Raw genomic sequence first — 21322 nt, forward strand, 5'->3', positions numbered from 1 at the left:
AATGAATTGGACTGACATATTCATTCGCAGGCCAGTGCTCTCACTGGTCGTGAGCGCGGTCATCTTGGTATTTGGCTTGAAGGCCATTGGTTCTCTGCCGGTGAATCAGTATCCACAGACTCAAAATGCGATTGTGACGATCACGACTGCTTACTACGGTGCTGATCCAGAAACTATCGCAGGATTTATTACGCAACCGCTTGAGGCCTCCATCGCCCAAGCGCAAGGCATTGATTACCTATCCTCTGCAAGCGTAAGCGGTGTCTCGACAATTATTGCGACGTTGAAGTTAAATTACGATTCCAATGCGGCGCTAACGCAAATCCAAACGCAAATTGGCGCGGTTAAAAACCAATTGCCACCGCAAGCTCAGCAGCCGGTATTAACTGTCCAGGTTGGTCAATCCACGGCAGCCATGTATATGGGTTTCTATAGCGATGAGATCCCAAATAATGCGATTACGGACTATTTGCTGCGCGTAGTAAAGCCCAAGCTAGATTCAGTTGAAGGCGTTCAAAATGCTGAGATCACTGGAGGTAGAAAGTTTGCTTTGCGCGCTTGGTTAGATCGTGAAAAGATGGCGGGCTTGGGTGTGGGCGCAGATGATGTTTATAGCGCGATGTCAGCTAATAACTATTTGTCTGCAGTAGGTAGCACTAAGGGCGACATGGTTGCAGTTGACTTGGTTGCCGGTACTGACTTGCATACTCTGGATGAGTTTCGTAAGTTAGTGGTTAAAAAAGATGGCGTCAATATTGTTTATCTCGACCAGGTGGCTACTGTCACCTTGGGGTCTGAGGACTACAACACCAACGTAGCCTTCAGCGGTAAAAAATCGGTCTTCATTGCCATCAAGGTTGCGCCACAGGCCAATCTTTTAGATGTGGCGCAGCGAATCCGGGATATCGTTCCAGATATACAAAAACAGTTGCCGATCGGTATGACAGGCAAGGTCGTATATGACTCCACCATGTTTATCACTAGCTCTATAGATGAGGTGGTCTCTACTTTATTAGAAGCCTTATTGATCGTGACTGTTGTGATCTATCTATTCTTGGGTAGCTATCGTGCAGTTGCGGTGCCAGTGATTGCAATGCCACTCTCACTCATTGGCACCTTCTTCTTGATGCAGGTATTGGGTTATTCAATTAATTTATTGACCTTACTTGCTTTAGTTCTGGCAATTGGATTGGTGGTTGACGACGCCATCATCGTGGTAGAAAACGTCGACCGCCATATGAAGGAAGGGAAGTCTCCCTTAGAAGCCTCCTTAATTGCTGCCCGTGAATTAGGTAGTCCAATTTTGGCAATGACGGTGGTATTGATTGCGGTCTATATTCCTATTGGCTTTCAGGGTGGTTTAACCGGTGCACTCTTTACAGAATTTGCGTTTACATTAGCTAGTGCGGTAGCGGTGTCAGGTGTGATTGCGTTGACACTCTCGCCGATGATGTGTTCCCGCATCTTTACTGAAGAGCAAGAGGCGTCACCATTTGTACAAAAGATTGATCGAATCTTTGATAAGGTGCATCACAGCTATCAAAGTACTTTGCGTGATTTATTGACTACCTGGCAAGTGATTATTGTGATGGGTGTCATCCTGTTGGGCGGCGTTGCGTATCTCTATGCCACTGCTCGTGCAGAGCTTGCTCCTACAGAAGACCAGGGCATTGTTTTGATGCAGGCTTCTGGACCGCCAAACAGTACCGTCAATCAAATGCAGACTTATGCAGATCAGATTTATCAAATCTCAAGTGCAGAGCCTGAGTACGAACAAATGTTCCAAATCACCAGCCCAACGAGTAGCTTTGGCGGCGTCTTGTTAAAAGACTGGGGCGAGCGTAGTCGTAATGCCACCAAGTTCCAAGAAGATATGCAGCAAAAGTGGAATACGATCGCCGGTGCCAGGGTGGCGGCATTCCAGTTCCCAGCATTGCCTGGAGCACAGGGTTTGCCTGTGCAGGTGGTGATTAATACCACAGAGTCATATGATCAATTAAATGAAGTATCTCTAGCGGTTTTGGATAAGGCGCGTCGGAGCGGAAACTTCTTCTTTGTGGATTCAGATCTCAAGATTGATAAGCCCCAAGATGTTTTAGTGATTGATCGCGAAAAAGTGGCGGCCTTAGGAATGACGCAACAACAAGTGGGTTCTGCACTATCAGCTGCCTTAGGAGGTGGATACGTCAATTACTTCTCTGTTTCTGGCCGTTCATACAAAGTGATCCCACAAGTAAAACAAGTCGATCGCTTAAACCCAGATCAGATTTTGGATTACTACATTCGCACTCCAAGTGGTGCGATGATTCAGGCGCGCACGATCGCTAGCATCAAGCAGAAGGTGGTTCCACAATCGATCAATCACTTTCAGCAATTAAATTCAGCAACGATTTCGGGTGTTAGTACACCATTTATTTCACAAGCTGATTTGCTGGAGTTCATGCGCCAGACTTTGAAAGAAGTGGCGCCTAATGGCTATAGCATGGACTATGCGGGCCCTTCGCGTCAGTTCATGGCGGAGTCGGGCGGCTTCTTAGTCACTATGTTCTTTGCGATTCTGATTGTGTTCTTGGTGCTGGCCGCTCAATTTAATAGCTTCCGCGACCCGATTGTGATTTTGGTATCTGTTCCGTTGGCATTGTTCGGTGCGCTAATCTTTATCAATCTCGGCTTTACTACGCTCAACGTCTATACCCAGGTAGGCTTAGTGACGCTGATGGGCTTGATTAGTAAGCATGGCATCTTGATTGTGGAATTTGCTAATGAATTGCAAGAGGCGGGGCGCAGCAAGCTCGATGCGATCATTGAGGCTAGTAGCGTTCGTTTAAGGCCTATTTTGATGACTACTGCAGCGATGGTGCTTGGCGTGTTGCCTTTGGTAATTGCCTCAGGCGCAGGCGCAGCGGGCCGTAAATCCATGGGAATTGTGATCTTCACTGGATTATCTATCGGCACTTTGTTCACATTGTTTGTGGTTCCAGCGATGTATTTGCTAATGGGCGCTGATCACCACCAAAACAAATTTAAGCAGCAATAAAAACAGACTACTTAATAATATTGAGTTGTTTCTCGGCAATATTATTAAAGTCTGTTTCTGCTTCTAGGCGTTTTAGCCAAGCGTCGACATTTTTTAAGTTTGGACGTGGGCCAGTTTTATCTGGGAAAGTTTCGTTGAGCAAAATCCAACGGCCAACGCAAAGTCCGAGAGCAATATCGCCGATATTAAATCTCTGCCCTGAGCAATACGCTTGATTCGCGAGAGTGGTATCAAGCAAACTCAATAAGTTATTAGCGTCCTCGTAACCCTTTTTAATTGCTTGGTAGTTACGTTCATTTTCAGGAACCCGCGTCAATCCTAAAAACGGTGTGCGCAATGCAGGCCATAAGCTACCTACTTGCCAATCCAGCCATTTTTCTGAACCATACTGACTAGTAATATCGCTTGGGAAACGTCCATTCTTATCGTGCTGGCGGATGAGATAACGCATGATGGTATTCGATTCCCAAAGGACGATATCCCCGTCTTCTAGGGTCGGTACGAGTCCATTTGGGTTGAGTTTTAAAAACTCGGGTGTTCGGTTTACTCCAAAGTGAAGACCTGCATCAATACGCTCAAAGTCTTTGCCTTCTTCAAGTCCAAGTTCTGCAAGACACCATAATACTTTTTGAACATTGATGGAACTTTTGCGACCCCATAGACGTAGCATGGCTATCCTTCTTGTATTTGAACTTGAATTAAGAAATTTTAATTTCGGCTAAATCAAGACCAACAAATTTACTGCGCGCAAAAATGAGCGGCTCTTTGTCGGGATGATTTTTTAAATTGAGTACCTTGGCAACAATAATGTTGTGGTCTCCACCAGTGTGTACTGATACTGTTTCACATTCGTAATAAGCAACGCAATCATTGATTTGACAAAGTCCACTATTAGCAACTTGGTGGTCGATGCTAGCAAACTGATCTAATTTCACAGTTGCAAAATGCATTGCTAAATCTTCTTGCGAGCGTTCCAGTACATGAATGAGGTGCTTCTTGCCTAATTCCACCCAAGGCATTAAACGCGAATGCTTCTTCAGGCTCCAAAGAATGAGTGGAGGCTCTAGAGAGACGGTATTAAAAGAGCTGATGGTAATGCCATGATGATTCTGTTCTTCATCAAGACAGGTAATGACCGTGACCCCGGTTGCAAAAGAGCCAAAGCCTTTGCGTAGCTCTTGTGATGTAAATGGGGTCATCTGTACTTTTACTTAGTTTCAGGAGTGATCGTGGTTCCAGGAATTGGAATCAAGATTTCATTTTCATCAGCTTTTACGCACTTAAAGCGATATTCTTTGCCAGCTTTTGAAAGAAAGCTAGCGCCCTGGTAAAAGTCATCCCGACAAGTGGTCGTTGCGAAGTCCATAACGTCTTGTGGATCAGCGCTAGAGCTAATGAGACGCATATTGCCCATAGACATATTGAGCTGGGTTGAGGAGCAGCCAACCAGTAGCAAGCCAGAAACTGAAGTTAATAGTAGAATTTTTTTCATGGAAACCTCCATAATCATCAATGCTCGTTAGGATAAACCTATTACGCATTTGTTGCGGGGAAATGCTCCGCTCTAAAAGGAAGAGACATGTTTAAGGCTATTTTGGTAAATAAGGATGAACAGGGCTATCGCGCCGAATTGGCGCAGGTCGATGAGGCCAGCCTGCCTGAGGGTGAAGTGAAGGTTCAGGTGCAGTATTCCACCCTGAACTACAAGGATGGCCTCGCAATTACTGGCAAAGGTCCCGTTGTGCGAAATTTCCCGATGGTTCCTGGAATTGACTTTGCCGGAGAGGTTTTGGAGAGCAGTAGCCCTGACTTTAAGGTTGGCGATATGGTGCTTCTCAATGGCTGGGGTGTTGGTGAGGCGCATTGGGGCGGATTGGGTCAATTGGCCCGGGTGAAGGCCGACTGGCTCATTCATCTACCTCAAGGCCTCACTGCCAAGCAGGCTCTGGCAATAGGGACTGCCGGCTATACCGCGATGTTGTGTGTCATGGCCTTGCAGTCCCATGGCCTAAAGCCAAGTGATGGCGAGGTATTGGTGACGGGTGCTGCAGGCGGCGTAGGTAGCTTTGCGATTGCCCTCTTGAGTAAGTTGGGATTTAAGGTGGTGGCAAGTACTGGACGCATGGCAGAAGCGGATTATTTAAAGCAACTGGGCGCTACCGAAGTGATTGATCGCGCGACTTTATCTGCTCCTGGTAAACCGTTGGCAAAAGAACGCTGGGCAGCTGTTGTGGATAGCGTTGGCAGTCATACCTTAGCTAATGCCTGCGCACAAACTAAGAGTGACGGCGCAGTCGCTGCATGTGGTCTTGCCCAGGGTATGGACTTTCCATCCTCTGTCGCACCTTTCATTTTGCGCGGTGTGACTTTGTACGGCATCAACAGCGTCACGGTCCCAAGAGCTAAGCGGATTGCCGCTTACGAGCAATTAAGCAAGTTGGTTGATTTAAAAACACTCGATGAAATTTCTCATGAAATCAATCTTGAAGATGCTTTGAAATATGCACAAGAATTGATGGCAGGTAATGTTCGTGGGCGCGTGATTGTGAACGTCAACACATAATTTTTTAAAGAACAATATGAATAAAAAAATTCCGCTCCCTTCGGAAAGCGCTATCCATTACCCCTTAGGCGATGTATTGCCAGAATTGGGTAGCAGCATTGAGGTAGCGCCAGGAGTGCGTTGGCTCAGAATGAAGCTGCCATTTGCTTTAGATCATATTAATTTATGGCTCTTGCGCGATGAAATTGATGGCATTGCCGGATGGACTATTGTGGACTGTGGGATTGCCAATGATGAGACGCGAGACTCATGGGAGAAAATTTTTGCCACCCAGCTGGAAGGCTTACCAGTATTGAGGGTGCTCGTCACGCACATGCATCCAGACCATGTGGGTTTATCTCAGTGGCTATGTGAAAAGTGGAAGGTACCCCTCTGGATTTCTATGACCGACTTTCTCACAGCTCAGTGGTTGAGTCATAAGGAAGGTGGCGCTGCAATTGGCGCTCGTGCTGGCGGTGGAGGATCTGCAGACCATTTTCAAAAACATGGTTTATCAGCACCAGAGGATTTAGAAAAAATTCGGGGGCGTTCGAATTACTATAGCAATATGGTGCCCGGCGTACCAAGACAATATCGCCGCATCATGAATGGTGAAATTATTTTGATTGGTGGCAGAGGTTGGCAAGTCATCATGGGGTATGGTCATGCGCCAGAGCATGCATCGCTCTTTTGTAAAGAGATTGGGGTTCTGATCTCTGGCGATATGTTGTTGCCACGAATTTCAACAAACGTGAGCGTCTTTGATGCAGATCCGGATGCAGATCCGTTAGGTCTTTATCTTGCCTCTTTGGATGAATACTTGCCTTTGCCTGATGAAACTTTAGTGCTGCCTTCCCATGGCAAACCATTTACCGGCATGAAGCCCCGCATTGGTCAACTCAAACAGCATCATGATGAGCGCTTAGCTGAAACGCTTGGCGCATGTGAAAAACCGGCAACTGCTCGAGAGATTGTGCCGGTTTTATTTAAGCGGGAATTAGATATTCACCAACTCACCTTTGCGATGGGTGAAGCTATTGCTCATCTGAATTACCTACTTCGTCGAGGTAAGTTGCATCGCCAGCTTTGCGACGACGGCGTGTTGCGGTTTTCCGTGGTTTAGCACTTGCTTTAGCCTCTGCGGCTTCAGTTGGGTTGCTGGCTGCTGCACTGGCGGCAGACACTGCATCACCAAATGACTTGAGAGCCATCATGGTGGCGTGTTGAACTTCAAGGCCTTGGATGGTCGATTTGAGGATGTTCAGATTCAGATTGAGCCAGTTTTCAACGCTCTTAAGGTCCTTAATTCGTTTTTCAAGCTCATCTACATCGAGTCCCGGAAACGCTGAACCAAAGCCCCCTGCAGCCTTAGAAGCGTCGGCGGTAAAGGGAAATTGCCCAGCCTGTCCAGCCGCGCCTTGTCCCCACATCGTTTTAAACATTTCAAGACTTTGATTGAATTCTGGAATGGTTCCAAACATAAGGGCTCCGGGGTAAATGAAAAGTGGCTTTTCCAATAGAATAAGGGATTCTAGAGATTATTCCCGGTTAAATAATGCAATTTAATGGTTTATCCCAGCCTTATACGCGTGGTCAGCAACTCCCTGAGCTGCTGAAGCAGCGCATTCTTATTTTGGATGGGGCCATGGGAACGATGATTCAGCAGTACAAACTGTCTGAAGATGATTATCGGGGTCTCCCTGCAAATACCCGCTTTGCCGATCACCCGGGTGATCTCAAAGGCAATAATGAATTATTGGTATTAACTCAGCCACATATCATCAGCAAAATTCACGAGCAGTATTTGGATGCTGGCGCTGACATTATTGAGACCAATACTTTTGGTGCAACATCCGTTGCGCAAGAAGATTACAAAATGCCTAGCTTAGCTCGCGAAATGAATGAAGTTTCAGCTAGACTGGCTAAGGCAGCTTGCGATAAGTACAGCACGCCAGATAAGCCGCGCTTTGCTGCCGGCGCTATTGGGCCAACACCAAAGACCGCCAGCATTTCTCCTGATGTGAACGATCCTGGTGCGCGTAATGTGACCTTCGATGCGTTACGCGCCTCCTATCGCGAGCAGATTGAGGGGCTCTTTGCAGGTGGTGTTGATTTATTTCTGGTCGAAACAATTTTCGATACCCTCAATGCTAAAGCCGCCTTATTTGCTTTGGATGAATTTTTTGAAGAGACTGGCGAACGTTTGCCAGTGATGATTTCTGGAACCGTGACCGATGCATCGGGACGAATTCTTTCTGGTCAAACGGTTGAAGCATTTTGGAATAGCTTGCGTCACATTAAACCACTGACCTTCGGTTTGAATTGCGCTTTAGGTGCCGCACTCATGCGCCCCTATATTGCAGAGCTTGCACGAATCTGTGATGCCGCAGTATCTTGCTATCCCAATGCGGGTTTACCTAATCCTATGAGTGATACCGGATTTGATGAAACTCCAGACATTACCTCAAGCCTGGTAGATGGTTTTGCTAAGGATGGTTTGGTCAATCTGGTAGGTGGTTGCTGCGGCACGACGCCTGATCACATCCGTGCAATTGCAGATGCAGTTGCTAAACGCAAGCCTCGCGCTTTTTATCGTGAAGATACTGAGGCTGCAGCATGAGTAAGCTTAATCAGAATCCATTGTCAGCTATGAAGCTCTCGGGTCTAGAGCCGTTTAATGTGACTGCCGATGTGGGCTTCGTCAATATTGGTGAGCGCACGAACGTCACGGGCTCCAAAGCGTTTTCTCGCATGATTTTGAATAATCAATTTGATGAAGCGCTCGTAGTAGCTCGTCAACAAGTTGAAAATGGTGCACAGGTCATCGATATTAATATGGATGAGGCGATGCTCGATTCTGAAGCGGCGATGACGCGCTTCCTAAACTTGATTGCCTCAGAGCCTGATATTGCTCGAGTACCTATCATGATCGACTCCTCAAAATGGAGTGTGATTGAGGCGGGCCTGAAATGTATTCAAGGCAAGCCGATTGTAAATTCGATTTCCTTAAAAGAAGGCGAAGAGCCTTTTAGAAAGCAAGCCCGCTTAATTCGTCGCTACGGTGCTGCTTCTGTGGTGATGGCTTTTGATGAAGTCGGTCAAGCCGATACCTTTAAGCGCAAGACAGAAATCTGCCAACGCTGCTATGACATTCTGGTAAATGAAATTGGCTTTCCTGCAGAAGATATTATTTTTGATCCTAATATTTTTGCGATTGCTACAGGCATTGAAGAGCATGACAATTACGCGGTAGATTTTATTAATGCCACACGCTGGATTAAAGAAAATCTTCCGGGCGCTAAAGTTAGCGGCGGCGTTTCTAATGTGAGCTTCTCTTTCCGCGGCAATGATCGTGTACGTGAGGCTATTCATACCGTTTTCCTGTATCACGCCATCAAGGCCGGCATGGATATGGGTATCGTAAATGCTGGCCAGCTGGGTGTATATGCCGATTTAGATCCAGAGCTGCGTGAGCGCGTTGAGGATGTTGTCCTCAATCGCTTTAAAGAAAAAGATGGAAAAACGCCAACAGAGCGTTTATTGGATATTGCTGATCAATTTAAGGGTGGCGGCGCTAAGCAAGTAGAAAACTTAGTTTGGCGTGAAGATCCAGTACGCGAGCGCTTAACGCATGCGCTTGTCCATGGCATCACCACTTTTATCGAAGAAGATACCGAAGAGCTGCGCGCGCAAATTATGGGTGCAGGTGGTCGACCTATTGAGGTTATTGAAGGCCCGCTCATGGATGGCATGAATGTCGTTGGCGATTTATTTGGTGAAGGCAAGATGTTCTTGCCGCAAGTAGTCAAAAGCGCTCGAGTCATGAAGCAGGCTGTAGCTATTCTGATTCCTTATATTGAGGAAGAGAAGCGTTTACATATTGCTGGAGGTGGCGAAGCAAAAGCCAAAGGCAAGATTGTGATGGCCACCGTGAAGGGTGACGTACACGATATTGGCAAGAACATCGTAACCGTGGTCTTGCAATGTAATAATTTTGAAGTAGCTAATATGGGTGTGATGGTTCCTTGTGCAGAAATTTTGAAGCGCGCCAAGGAAGAGAAGGCCGATATTGTTGGTCTCTCAGGCTTAATTACTCCTTCACTTGAAGAGATGACTTACGTTGCGCAAGAGATGCAACGCGATGACTACTTCCGCGAGCGTCAAATTCCATTGATGATTGGTGGTGCTACAACATCACGCGTTCATACTGCAGTCAAGATTGCCCCGCACTACGATGGCCCAGTGGTTTATGTGCCAGATGCATCACGCTCAGTATCGGTGGCTTCTAGCTTGCTCTCAGACGAGAGTGCAAAAAAATTCATACAAGATTTGCGCGATGACTATGTTCGTATTCGTGAGCAACATGCGAATAAAAAAGCTGCACCTACTATTTCATTAGAAGCTGCGCGTAAAAATCGCGAGCTCATTGATTGGTCTACTTATGTCCCTGAGAAGCCCAAGTTTATTGGCCGCCGCATCTTTAAAAACTTTGCCCTCAGTGATATTGCGAAGTACATCGACTGGACACCATTCTTTCAGACCTGGGATTTAGCAGGCAAGTTCCCAGCCATTTTAGATGATGAGGTGGTCGGAGTTGAGGCACGCAAAGTATTTGAAGATGCTAAGACTTTGCTAGAAAAGCTAATCAAAGGCCAATGGCTGCAAGCCGATGCAGTCGTCGCTTTTTATCCTGCGAATGCAGTTGGTGACGATATTGTTTTGTATAGCGATGAAGCTCGCGAGCACCCATTGTTTGTTTGGCATAACTTACGTCAACAAGCTGAGCGCCCTGTCATTGACGGCGTTCGCCGCCCAAATCGTTGTCTTGCGGATTATGTTGCTCCCAAGGATTCTGGTGTAGCCGATTACTTAGGTTGCTTTGCTGTTACGACCGGTCACGGTGTTGAGAAAAAGGTTGAAGAGTTTCAAGCCAAACATGACGACTACAGCGCAATCATGTTGAAGGCTTTAGCCGATCGCTTGGCTGAGGCTTTTGCTGAGTTGATGCACCATCGCGTTAGAACCGATTTGTGGGGCTATGCTACCGATGAGATTCTGACCAGCGATCAAATGATCAACGAAGAATATCGCGGTATTCGTCCAGCCCCTGGGTATCCTGCATGCCCAGCGCATGAGGTGAAACAAGATTTATTACGCGTGATGGGTTCTGAAGATATTGGTATGACTTTGACCGAATCGATGGCTATGAATCCTGCCTCTAGCGTAAGTGGCTTCTATTTAGCACATCCTGATGCGCGCTACTTTAATGTTGGTAAGTTATCAGCAGACCAGGTGGAAGACCTGGCGCTACGCCGCGGCGAATCGATTGAAGATGTACGCCGTCAGCTATCGAGCTCCTTAGATTAAACGCCCCACATGACGGGTTCGTCTTTGGCCTTGCTTTGCTTCATTAACTCCAGGAATGGGTAAGCTCTTTGGCCTAGGCGATCTGCTAGTTTGGGTTTGTCCTTCGGTTCGTCGGCCTGATCTTTGGTCTGCGAGCGCTCTTCAAGGTCTTTCAGAATGGCGGTTTCTAGGGCAGTAATGTAAGCAGGTAGCTGCTCCACCGTCAAAATTCCCCTGGGCTCTATTGGGCGCCCCAAGATATCAAAAATCCGCAGGGTCAAATCAGCCAGCATGATGACATCTGGACCTGCTTTTGAACGAAATTGATAGATCATTTCGATAGCTTACCACCTGATAAACTCACTGTTCTATGTTGTTGACCAATAAAAATCGATTAATTGAGATGCTCGGCAGAGCCTTGCAGGAGCTCGCTCAAGAGCGAGGCCTTGGCGACGTGCCGCAGCCCCATTTAGAGCGGCCAAAAGCGGTAGATCACGGCGACGTGGCCTGCAATATCGCCCTGCAACTTTCCAAGGCATGGAAACTGAACCCCAGAGATTTGGCACAGGCTCTCGTAGAGCGCTTGCAAAAGCAGCCTGGCTTTCACCAGCTGATTGCTTCTTGTGACATTGCCGGTCCTGGCTTCATCAACTTTCGACTTAGTAATGCAGCTAAAACCGGGGTAGTGACCGAAATTTTGTCGACAGGGCCCCAGTTTGGTCAGATCCCAAGCGGCCAGGGTCCCGTTGCTAGTGCCATGATTGAGTTCGTTTCTGCAAATCCTACGGGACCGCTTCACGTCGGTCACGGCAGGCAAGCCGCCTTGGGTGATGCATTGGCCAATCTACTAGCGACGCAAGGCATCAAAGTTCATCGTGAGTTTTATTACAACGATGCTGGCGTACAAATTGCTAATCTGGCTTTATCTGTTCAGGCGCGCTTAAAAGGCTTAAAGCCTGGTGATGCAGCTTGGCCTGAGCAAGCTTACAACGGCGAATATATTACGGAAATTGCCGCAGCCTTTAAAGCCTCTGATCAATATCAAGATGATCTTGAGGCAATCCGTCAATTTGCAGTTGCTTATTTACGCAATGAGCAAGATATTGATTTAAAAACATTCGGCGTGAAGTTTGATTGCTATTACTTAGAGTCTTCTTTGTATACCGATGGTAGCGTTGCACAAATCGTTGAAGATTTACAAAGCATTGGTAAAACTTATGAAGGCGAAGGCGCTCTCTGGCTAAAGACGACAGATGATGGCGACGATAAAGATCGTGTCATGCGCAAATCCGATGGCAGCTTTACTTACTTTGTTCCTGATGTGGCGTATCACGCTAGCAAATGGAAGCGTGGCTTCGAAAAAGTAATTAATGTGCAAGGTAGTGACCATCATGGCACGATTGCTCGCGTCCGCTCAGGCTTACAGGGCGTGGCTCAAAAGCGCGGTTGGGATATTCCGAAGACCTATCCTGATTATGTATTACACAAGATGGTGACAGTGATGCGCCATGGTGAAGAGGTCAAAATTTCTAAGCGTGCAGGCTCTTACGTTACCGTACGTGATTTGGTTGAATGGTCAGGAGGGGTTACTCCTGAAATGACTCCAGAAGAAAAAGAGGTATCACTTCAGCGTGGACGCGATGCAGTGCGATTCTTTTTAATTTCACGCAAAGCAGATACTGAATTTGTTTTTGATATTGATTTGGCGCTCCAGCAAAATGATGAGAATCCCGTCTTTTATGTGCAATATGCATATGCTCGGATTAGTTCAATCTTGCAGCAGTGGGGTGGTCAAACTTCTGATTTAGCAACAGCAGACTTATCCCTGCTCGATAGCAAGGCATCTGATCATTTGTTAAGACGCTTGGCCGAGTATCCGGAGGTATTAACTGACGCTGCAGCCGACTTGGCGCCACATGCTTTAGCCTTTTATTTACGTGACTTGGCAGGGGATTTCCATACCTTCTATAACGCTGATCGTGTTTTGGTGGATGATCAGAATTTGAAGTTAGCCCGTTTGGCGCTTCTTTCTGCAACCCGCCAAGTATTACAAAATGGTTTGAAAGTATTAGGGGTATCCGCTCCAGCGAAGATGTAGTAGCGGTGAATGCAGTGAAAATGTAAGATGAGGGAATCATGAAAAAACCGAATCAGCAAACTGGCTTCATACAGCACTCCCATAGCAATGCTCAATACGGTGGGACGATTCTAGGTTTTATTCTAGGTCTAGGCGCTGGATTAGGAATTGCATTTGTAATCGCCTTTTATCTTTCTAAAAATACGCCACAAGAAAGACCGGGCGTTCGCGCCCCTAATTTACCGCTCAATATTATTAAGCCAGCAGCCCCATCTGCTGAGGGCGAATCTGTTAGCCCAGCTGAACCAGTAGATTTGAATAAACCCCTACAGGGCAAATCAAGTCCGAGTCCTGCAGCCGATCCTATCGGCGATTTAGTGAATAGCAAAAAGTCAGCCGATAGCTCTGCAGCTACAAAGTCAGATGCCCTGTACTACTTGCAAGTTGGAGCATTTTCGAAGCGTGCAGATGCAGATGCACAAAAAGCAAGCTTAGCTATACAAGGTATTCAGGCTTCGTTAAGTGAAGTGACTAGCGAAGGCAACAGTTTATGGAGGGTCCGCGTCGGCCCCTACGGCAGTTCAGAAGAAAGCAACCCTGTGCGTGATAAGTTGAACGGCATGGGCATTAAACCAACCCTTATTAAAACTAGTAAATCATGATTTCAATTAGCAAAAGATTCTTTACCGTATTGACCTTGCTTTGTTTAAGTGGGGCTGCTATTGCACAAAGCCAAAAGATTGAAGAGGGTTTTGATTATCGGGTTTTACCGATTCCTCAGCCCGTGGAAACTAAAGGCAAAGTCGAGGTTATTGAGTTCTTTTGGTATGGTTGCCCGCATTGCTATGACTTTGAGCCAGAGCTGAGTAGTTGGGTAAAACGTCAGCCTAAGGATGTTGTATTCAAAAGAGTGCCCGTTGCGTTTCGGGATGACTTTATGCCACATAGTCAGCTTTTCTATACGCTTGAATCGCTTGGTAAGGGTGACGCACTGAATGAAAAAGTGATGTACGCCATGCATAAAGAAAATAAGCGCCTCTTAACCGAAACGGAAATTGCTGACTGGGCTGCATCTCAAGGCATTGATCGCAATACGTTTTTGGCTACCTACCGGTCATTTGCAGTGACTTCAAAAGCCCGCGTAGCAAAGCAGCTAGCCGAAGCTTATCGCATTGATGGCGTCCCAACGATTGTGATGCAGGGAAAATATGTCACCTCACCATCGATTGCTGGTACTAAGGCCAAAGCGCTTGCCGTAATGGACTATCTCGAAGAAAAAATCCGTAAAGATAAATACAAGTAAAGCTTAGATTTTTACAAAGCGACGGACAATCCAAAAATACAATGGATAAGGCAGGATTCTGAGGAATTTTAAGAATCCTGAAAATCGTTTTGGAAAGTGAATATCAAATTCACCCTTTTCAATCCCGGATAAAATTTCAGAAGCGGCTTGATCCGCAGTAATTAATGCAGGCATTTCAAAATCATTTTGAGCTGTTGCCTCTGTAGCAACAAAGCCTGGTGAGATCATGTGAACGCTGACTCCTTGTGGCAATAAGTCGTAATACAAAGTCTCGCAGAAGTTGATAATGCCCGCCTTGCTGGGTCCGTATGCCAGGGCTTTTGGTAGTCCACTATAGCCAGCTACACTGCCCACAATCGCGATATGGCCCGCATGTTCTCTCAGCATCCCTGGCAATACTGCCGCTACTGCTCTCATAGGCCCTAAAAGATTGGCGTCAATTGTCTGTTCCGCAATGTAGATATCAAAGTTATCGGCGCGCAAGGGAACATACATGCCGGATACAAAGAGGAGAAGATCTACACCGCCCCAATTTTTTAGAATATTTTGATGGGCGGATGTCATTTGCCCTTGAATAGTTACATCCAGCGGCAAGATGAGAGTTTGCTCTGGTTTGGCGGTCCGAGCAATTTGCTCGAGACGCTCTTGACGACGACTTGAAAGCGCCACTTTGGCGCCCAATTTGAGTAGTGCATTGGCACAGGCTTCACCAATGCCGCTAGAGGCGCCAATGATCCAAACGCGCTTACCAGAGAAGTTATCGATACCTAATTGCTTCATGCGCTTAGAGCATCAGCTGAGGGTGTGGGAGCATCGTGGCTCAAAGTAAATTGCACAACATCAATATTACGCTCTGAGAATCCAGCGGAGCAATACATCAGGTAGAAATTCCAAAGTCGGATAAATGCCTCATCAAAGCCGAGTTGTCTAACTTCTTGCAATTTTTGATTAAAACTGTCTCTCCAAATACAGAGTGTTTTGGCGTAATCAGCGCCGAATGCAAATTCTGCTTCGACTTTTAAGCCAGCTTGCGCAGCGCTCGCCCTAAAGCTTGTGCGAGATGGAAGCATGCCCCCTGGAAAGACATATTGCTGAATAAAGTCGGTGTTATGTCGATACCGCTCAAAAAGTTCTTCAGCTATCACAATAGTTTGAATGCAGGCTTTACGACCCGCCTTGAGACGTGCGGCAATCGTTTGAAAATATTCTGGCCAGTGTTTTTCGCCAACGGCTTCGAACATTTCAACAGAGACGATTCCATCGAATTGTTCCTGACAGTCACGGTAGTCTTGAAGACGCACTTCAAAGGATGTGGTTTGTCCGCTAGAGGCTTGAATATTATTTAAGCGCATATCAGCAAATGCTTTTTGCTCAGTAGATAAGGTCAGACCTGTGATGGCAACATTGCTATGAAGTGCTTGTTCCATTACGCCACCCCATCCACAGCCGATTTCAAGGATATGGTCAGTTACTTTGGTGTCTATCGAATTGAGGATGCGCGCAATTTTTGCACGCTGTGCATCTGCAAGGGATTGCTGATCACCCTCAGAAAACCAGGCGCTTGAATAACTCATAGTGGGATCAAGCCATAGGGTATAAAAAGCATTTCCTAGGTCGTAATGTGCATGGATATTTTTACGACTGCCTGATTTGGTGTTATCTCTTAGCCAATGTTTAATGCGATAAAAAAGTGAGCCATACCAGTTGCCATAAATGGCTTTCTCCAAAATTGTTCGATTCCGAATCGCTAGCTCTAGGAGGGCCTTCAGATCAGGAGTATTCCATTGCCCGCGAATATAGCTTTCAGCAAAGCCAATATCGCCATGAGACATGACTTGCTTAAATACTGACCAATCCAAAATATGTATTTCAGCATGCAGCGCATCGGCAGGATTACCAAACTCTTTTCTTTCCTGATTCGGCAAGGTGATTTTCAGGTGGCCGCTACGCAATTGCGATAGGAGCTGCAATAGAGCTTCAGCGCTAAATCGATATTGCTTTGAAGATTGTTCTTGTGGCCGAGCAAAATTCAGGCGAGAGAGTAAGGATTGTCCAGGGCGATTCATCGGCTAACTTCGAATTCAGGAGGTTTAGGTTTTGAGTTAAAGGGTACACCCTTTAGCCATAATTTCAACGCTTGCCAGTGGATTCGGAAAATCACACCTAAGCTCATTAAGGGGTGGCTGCTAAAGGCTAAATAGAGATTGGCGCGGCTGAGCGGCCGGCTTTGGCCACTAATGCTGGTATTGATTAAAGGATATCCATCCTCATGGAGTTCTATTCGGCATACAGAGTGGCAACCCGAACTGCTTTCGTGAGGAAAGAGGAAGCGGAAATGGTATTCCCCGCGGATCTCGCAAAATGGAGAGACATGAAACACCTTTTTGCTAGTCAATGTCTCGCCTGAGCGGAGTGCATTACCAGAATCCTTGTGGAGTAAATAGCAGTGCCGTTCACCAAAAGTGTTATTTACCTCGGCTAATACTGCTTGAACCTGCCCATTTGCACCAGTACAAATCCAAAAACTCACAGGATTAAATACATAGCCTAAAATCCTTGGAAAAGTTTGTAACCAAATTTCTCCATCTATATTGCTTACTTGGTTTTCCTTTAGAACCTTTTCAATCCATGCCAAGCTATTGTCTTCGCCTTGACCGTGATCCTTATCAAAGAAGGAAACTAAGCCAAAGCGATTATCTTTGAGCCCACGTTCATTGAGGAGGTCAGAATTTTGACTGCGGGCCCGCATGGGAATGGAGACTGTGAAAACACCATATCCAAAAGCATTTGGCGCCGGGCGAAAGCGGCGATGCTTTACAACTCCAAAGTTAATCTTTGGTTGATTCATTTATTGAGCATCTTGCTTAGGACTATTTTTAATGGGTGAGCGCAGGCTTTCCAGTAAGGCTTCTGCAACCAACTCACCAGAGCGCAATCCATCTTCATGAAATCCGAATCCAGTCCACGCACCGCAATACCAAATAGAGGAGTTGCCTTGTATCAGCGGCAATTCTTTTTGTGCTTGGATGGCGCTCATATCAAAAACAGGATGCGCGTAATGAATTTCTTGGTGCACTAGTTTTGGGTCAGGATCGGTTAATGGATTCAGGCTAACAATGATTTGCAAATCTTTAAATTCTGGTGGCAGAGGCTGCAAACGATTAATGAGATAGTTCACACTGACGTGTTGTTTTGCTGATGGCATAGCGCCAGATTTAGCGGTGTAATTCCAAGCCGCCCAACAACGTTTCGCTGAGGGTAAAAAACGAATATCAGTATGTAGAATCGCACGATTCTTTTGATAGGGAATAGCGGCGAGAATATTTCTAGCATCTTGTTGTATTCCGTGAACTAAATCAAGAGATTGATCGCTATGGCAAGCCATCACCACCTCATCAAACCATGCTGAGCCAGACTGCGTGATTACTTCAGCTTGCGCTCCCCCATCCTTACTAGCATTCACGCGCAGAACGGCCTCACGTTGAATGGTGACTTGATGCTTTTCTAAGGCATCTACAAGGCGTTTGACATATTCACGTGATCCCCCAGTAACCGTTAGCCACTGAGGACGATTTTGGATTTGCAGCAAGCCATGATTATGGCAAAAACGCACCATAGTTTGAATCGGAAATTCCAGCATTTGCTCAACAGAGCAAGACCAAATAGCGCCAATCATGGGTAAAAAGTAATTCTCTCTGAAGCTTTGACTAAAGCGATTGCGATCTAAGAAGTTAGCGATCGACTCATCTGGCTCAGCATAGTGATGGCCCGCTTCAATTTGCTTATTCGCTAATTGAGTGGCCATTCGATTAAATCGCAGAATGTCGTAGGCCATTCTCCAGAAAGAAGGCGATAGTAGATTTCTTCGTTGACCAAAGAATGAGTTGAGATCATTACCAGCCCATTCAATGGTGTCAGGTTTCTGAGATTTTTCAGAGCTCTCAATCGAAACAGAAAAAGACATTTCTGAAAGTGCAATAGGAACTTGAATTTCTTCAAAGAGTCTTACTAGGCGTGGATATGTTTTGCGATTAAAGACTAAGAAGCCTGTATCAACCCCATGCGTAATTTCTTGATTGCCAATCTGATGGCTAAAGTTAACTGTATTGCTATGACCACCAATGTGGTCGCCGCCTTCATATACCGTGATCTCTAAATCACGGTGTTGCCTAAGCGCATAGGCGCATCCCAGGCCGGAAATACCAGCGCCAATAATGGCAATTCTTTTTTTACTCACTGCGCCTTTTCCTTGAGAAGCTTCTCAATATCATTGGTGATGGTATTGCTCGTAGGCTTGGTTGTACTGTTATAAGAATCCACAACATTACCGTTACGGTCAATCAGATATTTGTAGAAATTCCATTTTGGAGTGGTGCCTGTTTTAGCAATCAACATCTTAAAGAGAGGATTAGGATTGCTTCCAGAAACAACGCTCTTAGCAAACATTGGAAATTTAACGTCATAGGTATTTTTACAAAAGTCAGCAATTTCTTTGTTGCTACCAGGCTCTTGCTGACCAAAGTCGTTTGAAGGAAAGCCGAGTACTACCAAACCCTGGTCTTTATATTTGGCATAAATTTTTTCTAAGCCATCATATTGGCTGGTAAACCCACAGTAACTTGCTGTATTAACTACCAAAATGACTTTTCCTTGATATTGGCATAGGCTTTGGGGCGCTTCATCTTGTAGGCGTGGAAAGGTGTGGCTTAGCAATGGACTGCAACCAGGGGCTGCATTTACACTCTGAGCACCTATTGCAAAAGCAGATAAGCTTATTAGCCATGTCAACATTAAACGGAGCATCTTGTGCCTTCGGGATTAGGGGTGAATAGTGCTCAAGTCTAAGACATTCTAGGCAATATCACAGGGGTTAGTGCAATGCTATTAATATTGAGTCATGACAACTTTGCCACCCCCTTCTTTTGAGTCTAAAGTCTGCTCACCAGAGCAGTTGGTGTCTCGAATTGCGAGTCTGCCACGCCCACTGGTTTTTACCAATGGCGTCTTCGACATACTTCATCGCGGCCATGCTAGTTATTTAGCCCAAGCACGAGCCTTGGGCGCGAGTTTGGTGGTGGGCGTGAACTCAGATGCTTCAGTCAAGCTGTTGGGCAAGGGCGATGACAGGCCAATTAATACGGAGGCTGATCGTCAGGCTCTATTAGCAGCGCTTGAAAGTGTGGATATGACGATTGTGTTCACCGAGCAAACCCCGGTCAATCTGATTGAGAAAATTCGTCCCGATATTTACGTTAAAGGCGGCGATTACGAAATCGATACTCTGGCAGAAACGAAGGCGGTGAAGAGTTGGGGCGGCAAAGCAGTGGCGATCCCATTTATTTATGAGCGCTCAACCACCAGCTTATTAGGGAAAATTCGCTCTTAAAGGTTTTGCAGTAACCATGCCCACGTGCCTCGAAGCACTAAGCCTTCAATCGTTTCGATTGCAAAAGATCCTGTAACTTGAGACTTCATTATTGCCTGTGCTAAGACCTTAGCATTGCCACCATCGAGCCAAATTTTTTCCACAGGATGATTCAGATGTTTTGCGATGTGAATCGCCTGAGTGATGGCGCCGATTTGCGCAGCATCACATCCTCCGATAATGGCGTCGTTTGTATTGATGCCAAAACCCATGTCTGTGTTTGCTCGCTCAGCTAGAGGCAATTGAGCAGTATTAGTGCGCAAGCTTTCTTGCATCATGCTTAGGCCTGGCAGAATCCAACCGCCGTAATGGACACCATTGCCGCCTAGTAAGTCAATAGTCGTGGCCGTGCCAGCGTTAACGATTAAGGTATTGGTATTGGATAGGGCGCGTGCACCAATGACAGCCGCCCATCGATCTGCCCCTAATTTTTCGGGATCCTGATACAAGGTACGCATGCCTTGGTACTGGCTATTTCCAGTAAGTTGTTTCCAAGCGAGATCATTCCATTGAGGGAAAAGCGATTGAACATTGCCAATGGCTTGTGGCCCAGCAACGCAGGTAAAGGCTATCGCATCAGGCTTTGGTAGCGTTTTAGCAATGTAATCTGCAAGTTCACCTCGAGCCTCCGCTGATTGCAAAGCATTACTAGAAATAGATCCAGAGTAAGCCCATAATTTCTTTTGGCGAGTGGATGGGTGTTGAGAAGATTCAACAGCTGCCCATTTCAGGCGGGTATTGCCGACGTCAAATAATAGATAGAGACTCATGATTGAATACGCAAGGAAACATCACCCGCATGAATAGGAATAGTTTGGTTGTTATGCTGCAATAGTAATGCGCCATTGTGGTCTATACCTTTTGCTACGCCATCCATAGGTTCGTTATTCGCGCCGGAAATCACCACCTTTTGATCTCGGAATGCATCCCAACGCTCCCATTGATTTTGGTACTCAGCAAATCCTTGGCGATCAAAATGACTCAGGTGACGCTCTAAAGATTCAATGAGTTTGAGCCATAAGAATTCCACGTCTGGAAGTGATGCAGTTTGGGGAATCAGTTGATCAAGGGCGCTCACTTGCTGTGTTGATTGATTTGCTAAATTCGTTTCAAAGTCTTTGGCATTTCGCAAATTAATGCCAATGCCAATAATCATCCAGGTAGGATCGCCGGGCTTAGCTTGTCCACCTTCAATCAGAATGCCACCAAGTTTGGCATTATTTAGCAACAAGTCATTGGGCCACTTTAGGCGAAGACCTAATTGGTAAAGTGCATTCTCATTCAGATTGCATGCCTGAGCGATGCCTGAAATTGCCGCTAGACCGACTAGTAGGCTCAGGCCACTCAACTCTGCTGGACTTCTTTGGAAAGGATAGGCCAAAGAAAAGCTGATGGAATCATTAGGCACAGCAAGCCATGAGCGACCAGCCCTACCCTTGCCAGCAGTCTGGTGATGCGCAATACGCGCCACCGGATCAATCAGCTCACCAGCTCTCCAACGAGCCAGGAGATCATCATTGGTAGATTTGGTTTTGGCAACGCGTTCAAGGATGCAATTGGCAGTCATTTCGCCATTGTAGAAAGGTCTGACC

The 21322-nt window shown here is 46.2% G+C and carries 21 protein-coding genes; 9 read left to right on the forward strand and 12 right to left on the reverse strand.

The window, feature by feature from the left end:
- The first annotated feature begins 1 nt into the window (after position 1).
- Entirely contained in the window at positions 2–3037 is a 3036-nt protein-coding gene (locus ICN47_RS03520; protein WP_216218475.1) for an efflux RND transporter permease subunit, read from the forward strand.
- A gap of 7 nt (positions 3038–3044) precedes the next feature.
- Here the strand turns inward: ICN47_RS03520 and ICN47_RS03525 are convergent, their stop codons facing one another.
- From ICN47_RS03525 to ICN47_RS03535, 3 genes are read right to left on the reverse strand one after another with little or no spacing between them, the layout of a single operon-like run.
- The gene (locus ICN47_RS03525) at positions 3045–3707 is read right to left on the reverse strand and encodes a glutathione S-transferase family protein (RefSeq protein WP_216218476.1); all 663 of its coding nucleotides are present in this window, start codon (positions 3705–3707) and stop codon (positions 3045–3047) included.
- Between the two features lie 28 nt (positions 3708–3735).
- On the reverse strand, positions 3736–4236 hold the full coding sequence (locus ICN47_RS03530; RefSeq protein ID WP_216218477.1) for a flavin reductase family protein: 501 nt from the start codon (positions 4234–4236) through the stop codon (positions 3736–3738).
- Between the two features lie 8 nt (positions 4237–4244).
- Positions 4245–4529 (reverse strand): hypothetical protein, encoded by a 285-nt coding sequence (locus ICN47_RS03535; RefSeq protein ID WP_216218478.1) that lies wholly within the window; start codon positions 4527–4529, stop codon positions 4245–4247.
- Positions 4530–4616: 87 nt separating this feature from the next.
- Between ICN47_RS03535 and ICN47_RS03540 the strand changes: the two genes are divergently transcribed.
- Entirely contained in the window at positions 4617–5600 is a 984-nt protein-coding gene (locus ICN47_RS03540; RefSeq protein ID WP_216218479.1) for an MDR family oxidoreductase, read from the forward strand.
- Between the two features lie 16 nt (positions 5601–5616).
- The gene (locus ICN47_RS03545; RefSeq protein ID WP_216218480.1) at positions 5617–6702 is read left to right on the forward strand and encodes an MBL fold metallo-hydrolase; all 1086 of its coding nucleotides are present in this window, start codon (positions 5617–5619) and stop codon (positions 6700–6702) included.
- Here the strand turns inward: ICN47_RS03545 and ICN47_RS03550 are convergent.
- Positions 6614–7060, reverse strand: coding sequence for a PhaM family polyhydroxyalkanoate granule multifunctional regulatory protein (locus ICN47_RS03550; protein ID WP_216218481.1), 447 nt, complete (start codon positions 7058–7060; stop codon positions 6614–6616). The genes ICN47_RS03545 and ICN47_RS03550 overlap by 89 nt on opposite strands.
- A 74-nt stretch (positions 7061–7134) precedes the next feature.
- On the opposite strand from ICN47_RS03550, the gene ICN47_RS03555 reads away from it, so the two are divergent.
- Both ICN47_RS03555 and metH read left to right on the forward strand, forming a co-directional pair.
- Positions 7135–8199, forward strand: a complete 1065-nt coding sequence (locus ICN47_RS03555) for a homocysteine S-methyltransferase family protein (RefSeq protein WP_216218482.1) — start codon at positions 7135–7137, stop codon at positions 8197–8199.
- On the forward strand, positions 8196–10946 hold the full coding sequence (gene metH / locus ICN47_RS03560) for a methionine synthase (protein WP_216218483.1): 2751 nt from the start codon (positions 8196–8198) through the stop codon (positions 10944–10946). Before ICN47_RS03555 ends, metH begins: the two co-directional genes overlap by 4 nt.
- Here the strand turns inward: metH and ICN47_RS03565 are convergent.
- Positions 10943–11260, reverse strand: a complete 318-nt coding sequence (locus ICN47_RS03565; RefSeq protein ID WP_216218484.1) for a DUF1840 domain-containing protein — start codon at positions 11258–11260, stop codon at positions 10943–10945. The two genes, metH and ICN47_RS03565, sit on opposite strands and share 4 nt — an antisense overlap.
- A 35-nt stretch (positions 11261–11295) precedes the next feature.
- Here ICN47_RS03565 and argS point away from each other — a divergent pair, with 35 nt between their 5' ends.
- The 3 genes from argS to ICN47_RS03580 are packed head-to-tail and all read left to right on the forward strand — an operon-like array spanning position 11296 to position 14305.
- Entirely contained in the window at positions 11296–13023 is a 1728-nt protein-coding gene (gene argS, locus ICN47_RS03570; RefSeq protein ID WP_216218485.1) for an arginine--tRNA ligase, read from the forward strand.
- Positions 13024–13061: 38 nt separating this feature from the next.
- The gene (locus ICN47_RS03575; protein ID WP_216218487.1) at positions 13062–13664 is read left to right on the forward strand and encodes an SPOR domain-containing protein; all 603 of its coding nucleotides are present in this window, start codon (positions 13062–13064) and stop codon (positions 13662–13664) included.
- Positions 13661–14305 (forward strand): thiol:disulfide interchange protein DsbA/DsbL, encoded by a 645-nt coding sequence (locus ICN47_RS03580; RefSeq protein WP_216218488.1) that lies wholly within the window; start codon positions 13661–13663, stop codon positions 14303–14305. Before ICN47_RS03575 ends, ICN47_RS03580 begins: the two co-directional genes overlap by 4 nt.
- 3 nt (positions 14306–14308) lie before the next feature.
- Here the strand turns inward: ICN47_RS03580 and ICN47_RS03585 are convergent, their stop codons facing one another.
- Genes ICN47_RS03585 through ICN47_RS03605 form a run of 5 tightly spaced genes read right to left on the reverse strand, consistent with a single transcriptional unit; the run spans position 14309 to position 19096 of the window.
- Entirely contained in the window at positions 14309–15085 is a 777-nt protein-coding gene (locus ICN47_RS03585) for an SDR family oxidoreductase (RefSeq protein WP_216218489.1), read from the reverse strand.
- Positions 15082–16371 carry a cyclopropane-fatty-acyl-phospholipid synthase family protein gene (locus tag ICN47_RS03590; RefSeq protein ID WP_216218490.1) on the reverse strand — a complete coding sequence of 430 codons (1290 nt, stop codon included), beginning with the start codon at positions 16369–16371 and terminating at the stop codon, positions 15082–15084. Before ICN47_RS03590 ends, ICN47_RS03585 begins: the two co-directional genes overlap by 4 nt.
- On the reverse strand, positions 16368–17153 hold the full coding sequence (locus ICN47_RS03595; protein ID WP_216218491.1) for a DUF1365 domain-containing protein: 786 nt from the start codon (positions 17151–17153) through the stop codon (positions 16368–16370). The genes ICN47_RS03590 and ICN47_RS03595 overlap by 4 nt, the downstream gene beginning before the upstream one ends.
- The gene (locus tag ICN47_RS03600) at positions 17154–18542 is read right to left on the reverse strand and encodes an FAD-dependent oxidoreductase (protein WP_216218492.1); all 1389 of its coding nucleotides are present in this window, start codon (positions 18540–18542) and stop codon (positions 17154–17156) included. It abuts the gene before it with no gap.
- Entirely contained in the window at positions 18539–19096 is a 558-nt protein-coding gene (locus ICN47_RS03605) for a glutathione peroxidase (protein WP_255538920.1), read from the reverse strand. The genes ICN47_RS03600 and ICN47_RS03605 overlap by 4 nt, the downstream gene beginning before the upstream one ends.
- 106 nt (positions 19097–19202) lie before the next feature.
- Here ICN47_RS03605 and rfaE2 point away from each other — a divergent pair, with 106 nt between their 5' ends.
- On the forward strand, positions 19203–19691 hold the full coding sequence (rfaE2, locus tag ICN47_RS03610) for a D-glycero-beta-D-manno-heptose 1-phosphate adenylyltransferase (protein ID WP_216218494.1): 489 nt from the start codon (positions 19203–19205) through the stop codon (positions 19689–19691).
- Here the strand turns inward: rfaE2 and ICN47_RS03615 are convergent.
- Together ICN47_RS03615 and ICN47_RS03620 are read right to left on the reverse strand one after the other, a co-directional pair.
- Complete coding sequence (locus tag ICN47_RS03615) at positions 19688–20500, reverse strand: type III pantothenate kinase (RefSeq protein WP_216218496.1); 813 nt, start codon at positions 20498–20500, stop codon at positions 19688–19690. The two genes, rfaE2 and ICN47_RS03615, sit on opposite strands and share 4 nt — an antisense overlap.
- Positions 20497–21297, reverse strand: coding sequence for a biotin--[acetyl-CoA-carboxylase] ligase (locus ICN47_RS03620; RefSeq protein WP_216218498.1), 801 nt, complete (start codon positions 21295–21297; stop codon positions 20497–20499). Before ICN47_RS03620 ends, ICN47_RS03615 begins: the two co-directional genes overlap by 4 nt.
- Positions 21298–21322 lie beyond the last annotated feature (25 nt).

It is taken from the genome of Polynucleobacter sp. AP-Latsch-80-C2, from assembly GCF_018882185.1.
Lineage (GTDB): Bacteria > Pseudomonadota > Gammaproteobacteria > Burkholderiales > Burkholderiaceae > Polynucleobacter.

Bases quoted from the DNA above. Each gene is read 5' to 3' on its own strand.
- ICN47_RS03520 (WP_216218475.1), top strand. From the start codon at position 2: ATGAATTGGACTGACATATTCATTCGCAGGCCAGTGCTCTCACTGGTC.
- ICN47_RS03525 (WP_216218476.1), bottom strand. From the start codon at position 3,707: ATGCTACGTCTATGGGGTCGCAAAAGTTCCATCAATGTTCAAAAAGTA.
- ICN47_RS03530 (WP_216218477.1), bottom strand. From the start codon at position 4,236: ATGACCCCATTTACATCACAAGAGCTACGCAAAGGCTTTGGCTCTTTT.
- ICN47_RS03535 (WP_216218478.1), bottom strand. From the start codon at position 4,529: ATGAAAAAAATTCTACTATTAACTTCAGTTTCTGGCTTGCTACTGGTT.
- ICN47_RS03540 (WP_216218479.1), top strand. From the start codon at position 4,617: ATGTTTAAGGCTATTTTGGTAAATAAGGATGAACAGGGCTATCGCGCC.
- ICN47_RS03545 (WP_216218480.1), top strand. From the start codon at position 5,617: ATGAATAAAAAAATTCCGCTCCCTTCGGAAAGCGCTATCCATTACCCC.
- ICN47_RS03550 (WP_216218481.1), bottom strand. From the start codon at position 7,060: ATGTTTGGAACCATTCCAGAATTCAATCAAAGTCTTGAAATGTTTAAA.
- ICN47_RS03555 (WP_216218482.1), top strand. From the start codon at position 7,135: ATGCAATTTAATGGTTTATCCCAGCCTTATACGCGTGGTCAGCAACTC.
- metH (WP_216218483.1), top strand. From the start codon at position 8,196: ATGAGTAAGCTTAATCAGAATCCATTGTCAGCTATGAAGCTCTCGGGT.
- ICN47_RS03565 (WP_216218484.1), bottom strand. From the start codon at position 11,260: ATGATCTATCAATTTCGTTCAAAAGCAGGTCCAGATGTCATCATGCTG.
- argS (WP_216218485.1), top strand. From the start codon at position 11,296: ATGTTGTTGACCAATAAAAATCGATTAATTGAGATGCTCGGCAGAGCC.
- ICN47_RS03575 (WP_216218487.1), top strand. From the start codon at position 13,062: ATGAAAAAACCGAATCAGCAAACTGGCTTCATACAGCACTCCCATAGC.
- ICN47_RS03580 (WP_216218488.1), top strand. From the start codon at position 13,661: ATGATTTCAATTAGCAAAAGATTCTTTACCGTATTGACCTTGCTTTGT.
- ICN47_RS03585 (WP_216218489.1), bottom strand. From the start codon at position 15,085: ATGAAGCAATTAGGTATCGATAACTTCTCTGGTAAGCGCGTTTGGATC.
- ICN47_RS03590 (WP_216218490.1), bottom strand. From the start codon at position 16,371: ATGAATCGCCCTGGACAATCCTTACTCTCTCGCCTGAATTTTGCTCGG.
- ICN47_RS03595 (WP_216218491.1), bottom strand. From the start codon at position 17,153: ATGAATCAACCAAAGATTAACTTTGGAGTTGTAAAGCATCGCCGCTTT.
- ICN47_RS03605 (WP_255538920.1), bottom strand. From the start codon at position 19,096: ATGTTGACATGGCTAATAAGCTTATCTGCTTTTGCAATAGGTGCTCAG.
- rfaE2 (WP_216218494.1), top strand. From the start codon at position 19,203: ATGACAACTTTGCCACCCCCTTCTTTTGAGTCTAAAGTCTGCTCACCA.
- ICN47_RS03615 (WP_216218496.1), bottom strand. From the start codon at position 20,500: ATGAGTCTCTATCTATTATTTGACGTCGGCAATACCCGCCTGAAATGG.
- ICN47_RS03620 (WP_216218498.1), bottom strand. From the start codon at position 21,297: ATGACTGCCAATTGCATCCTTGAACGCGTTGCCAAAACCAAATCTACC.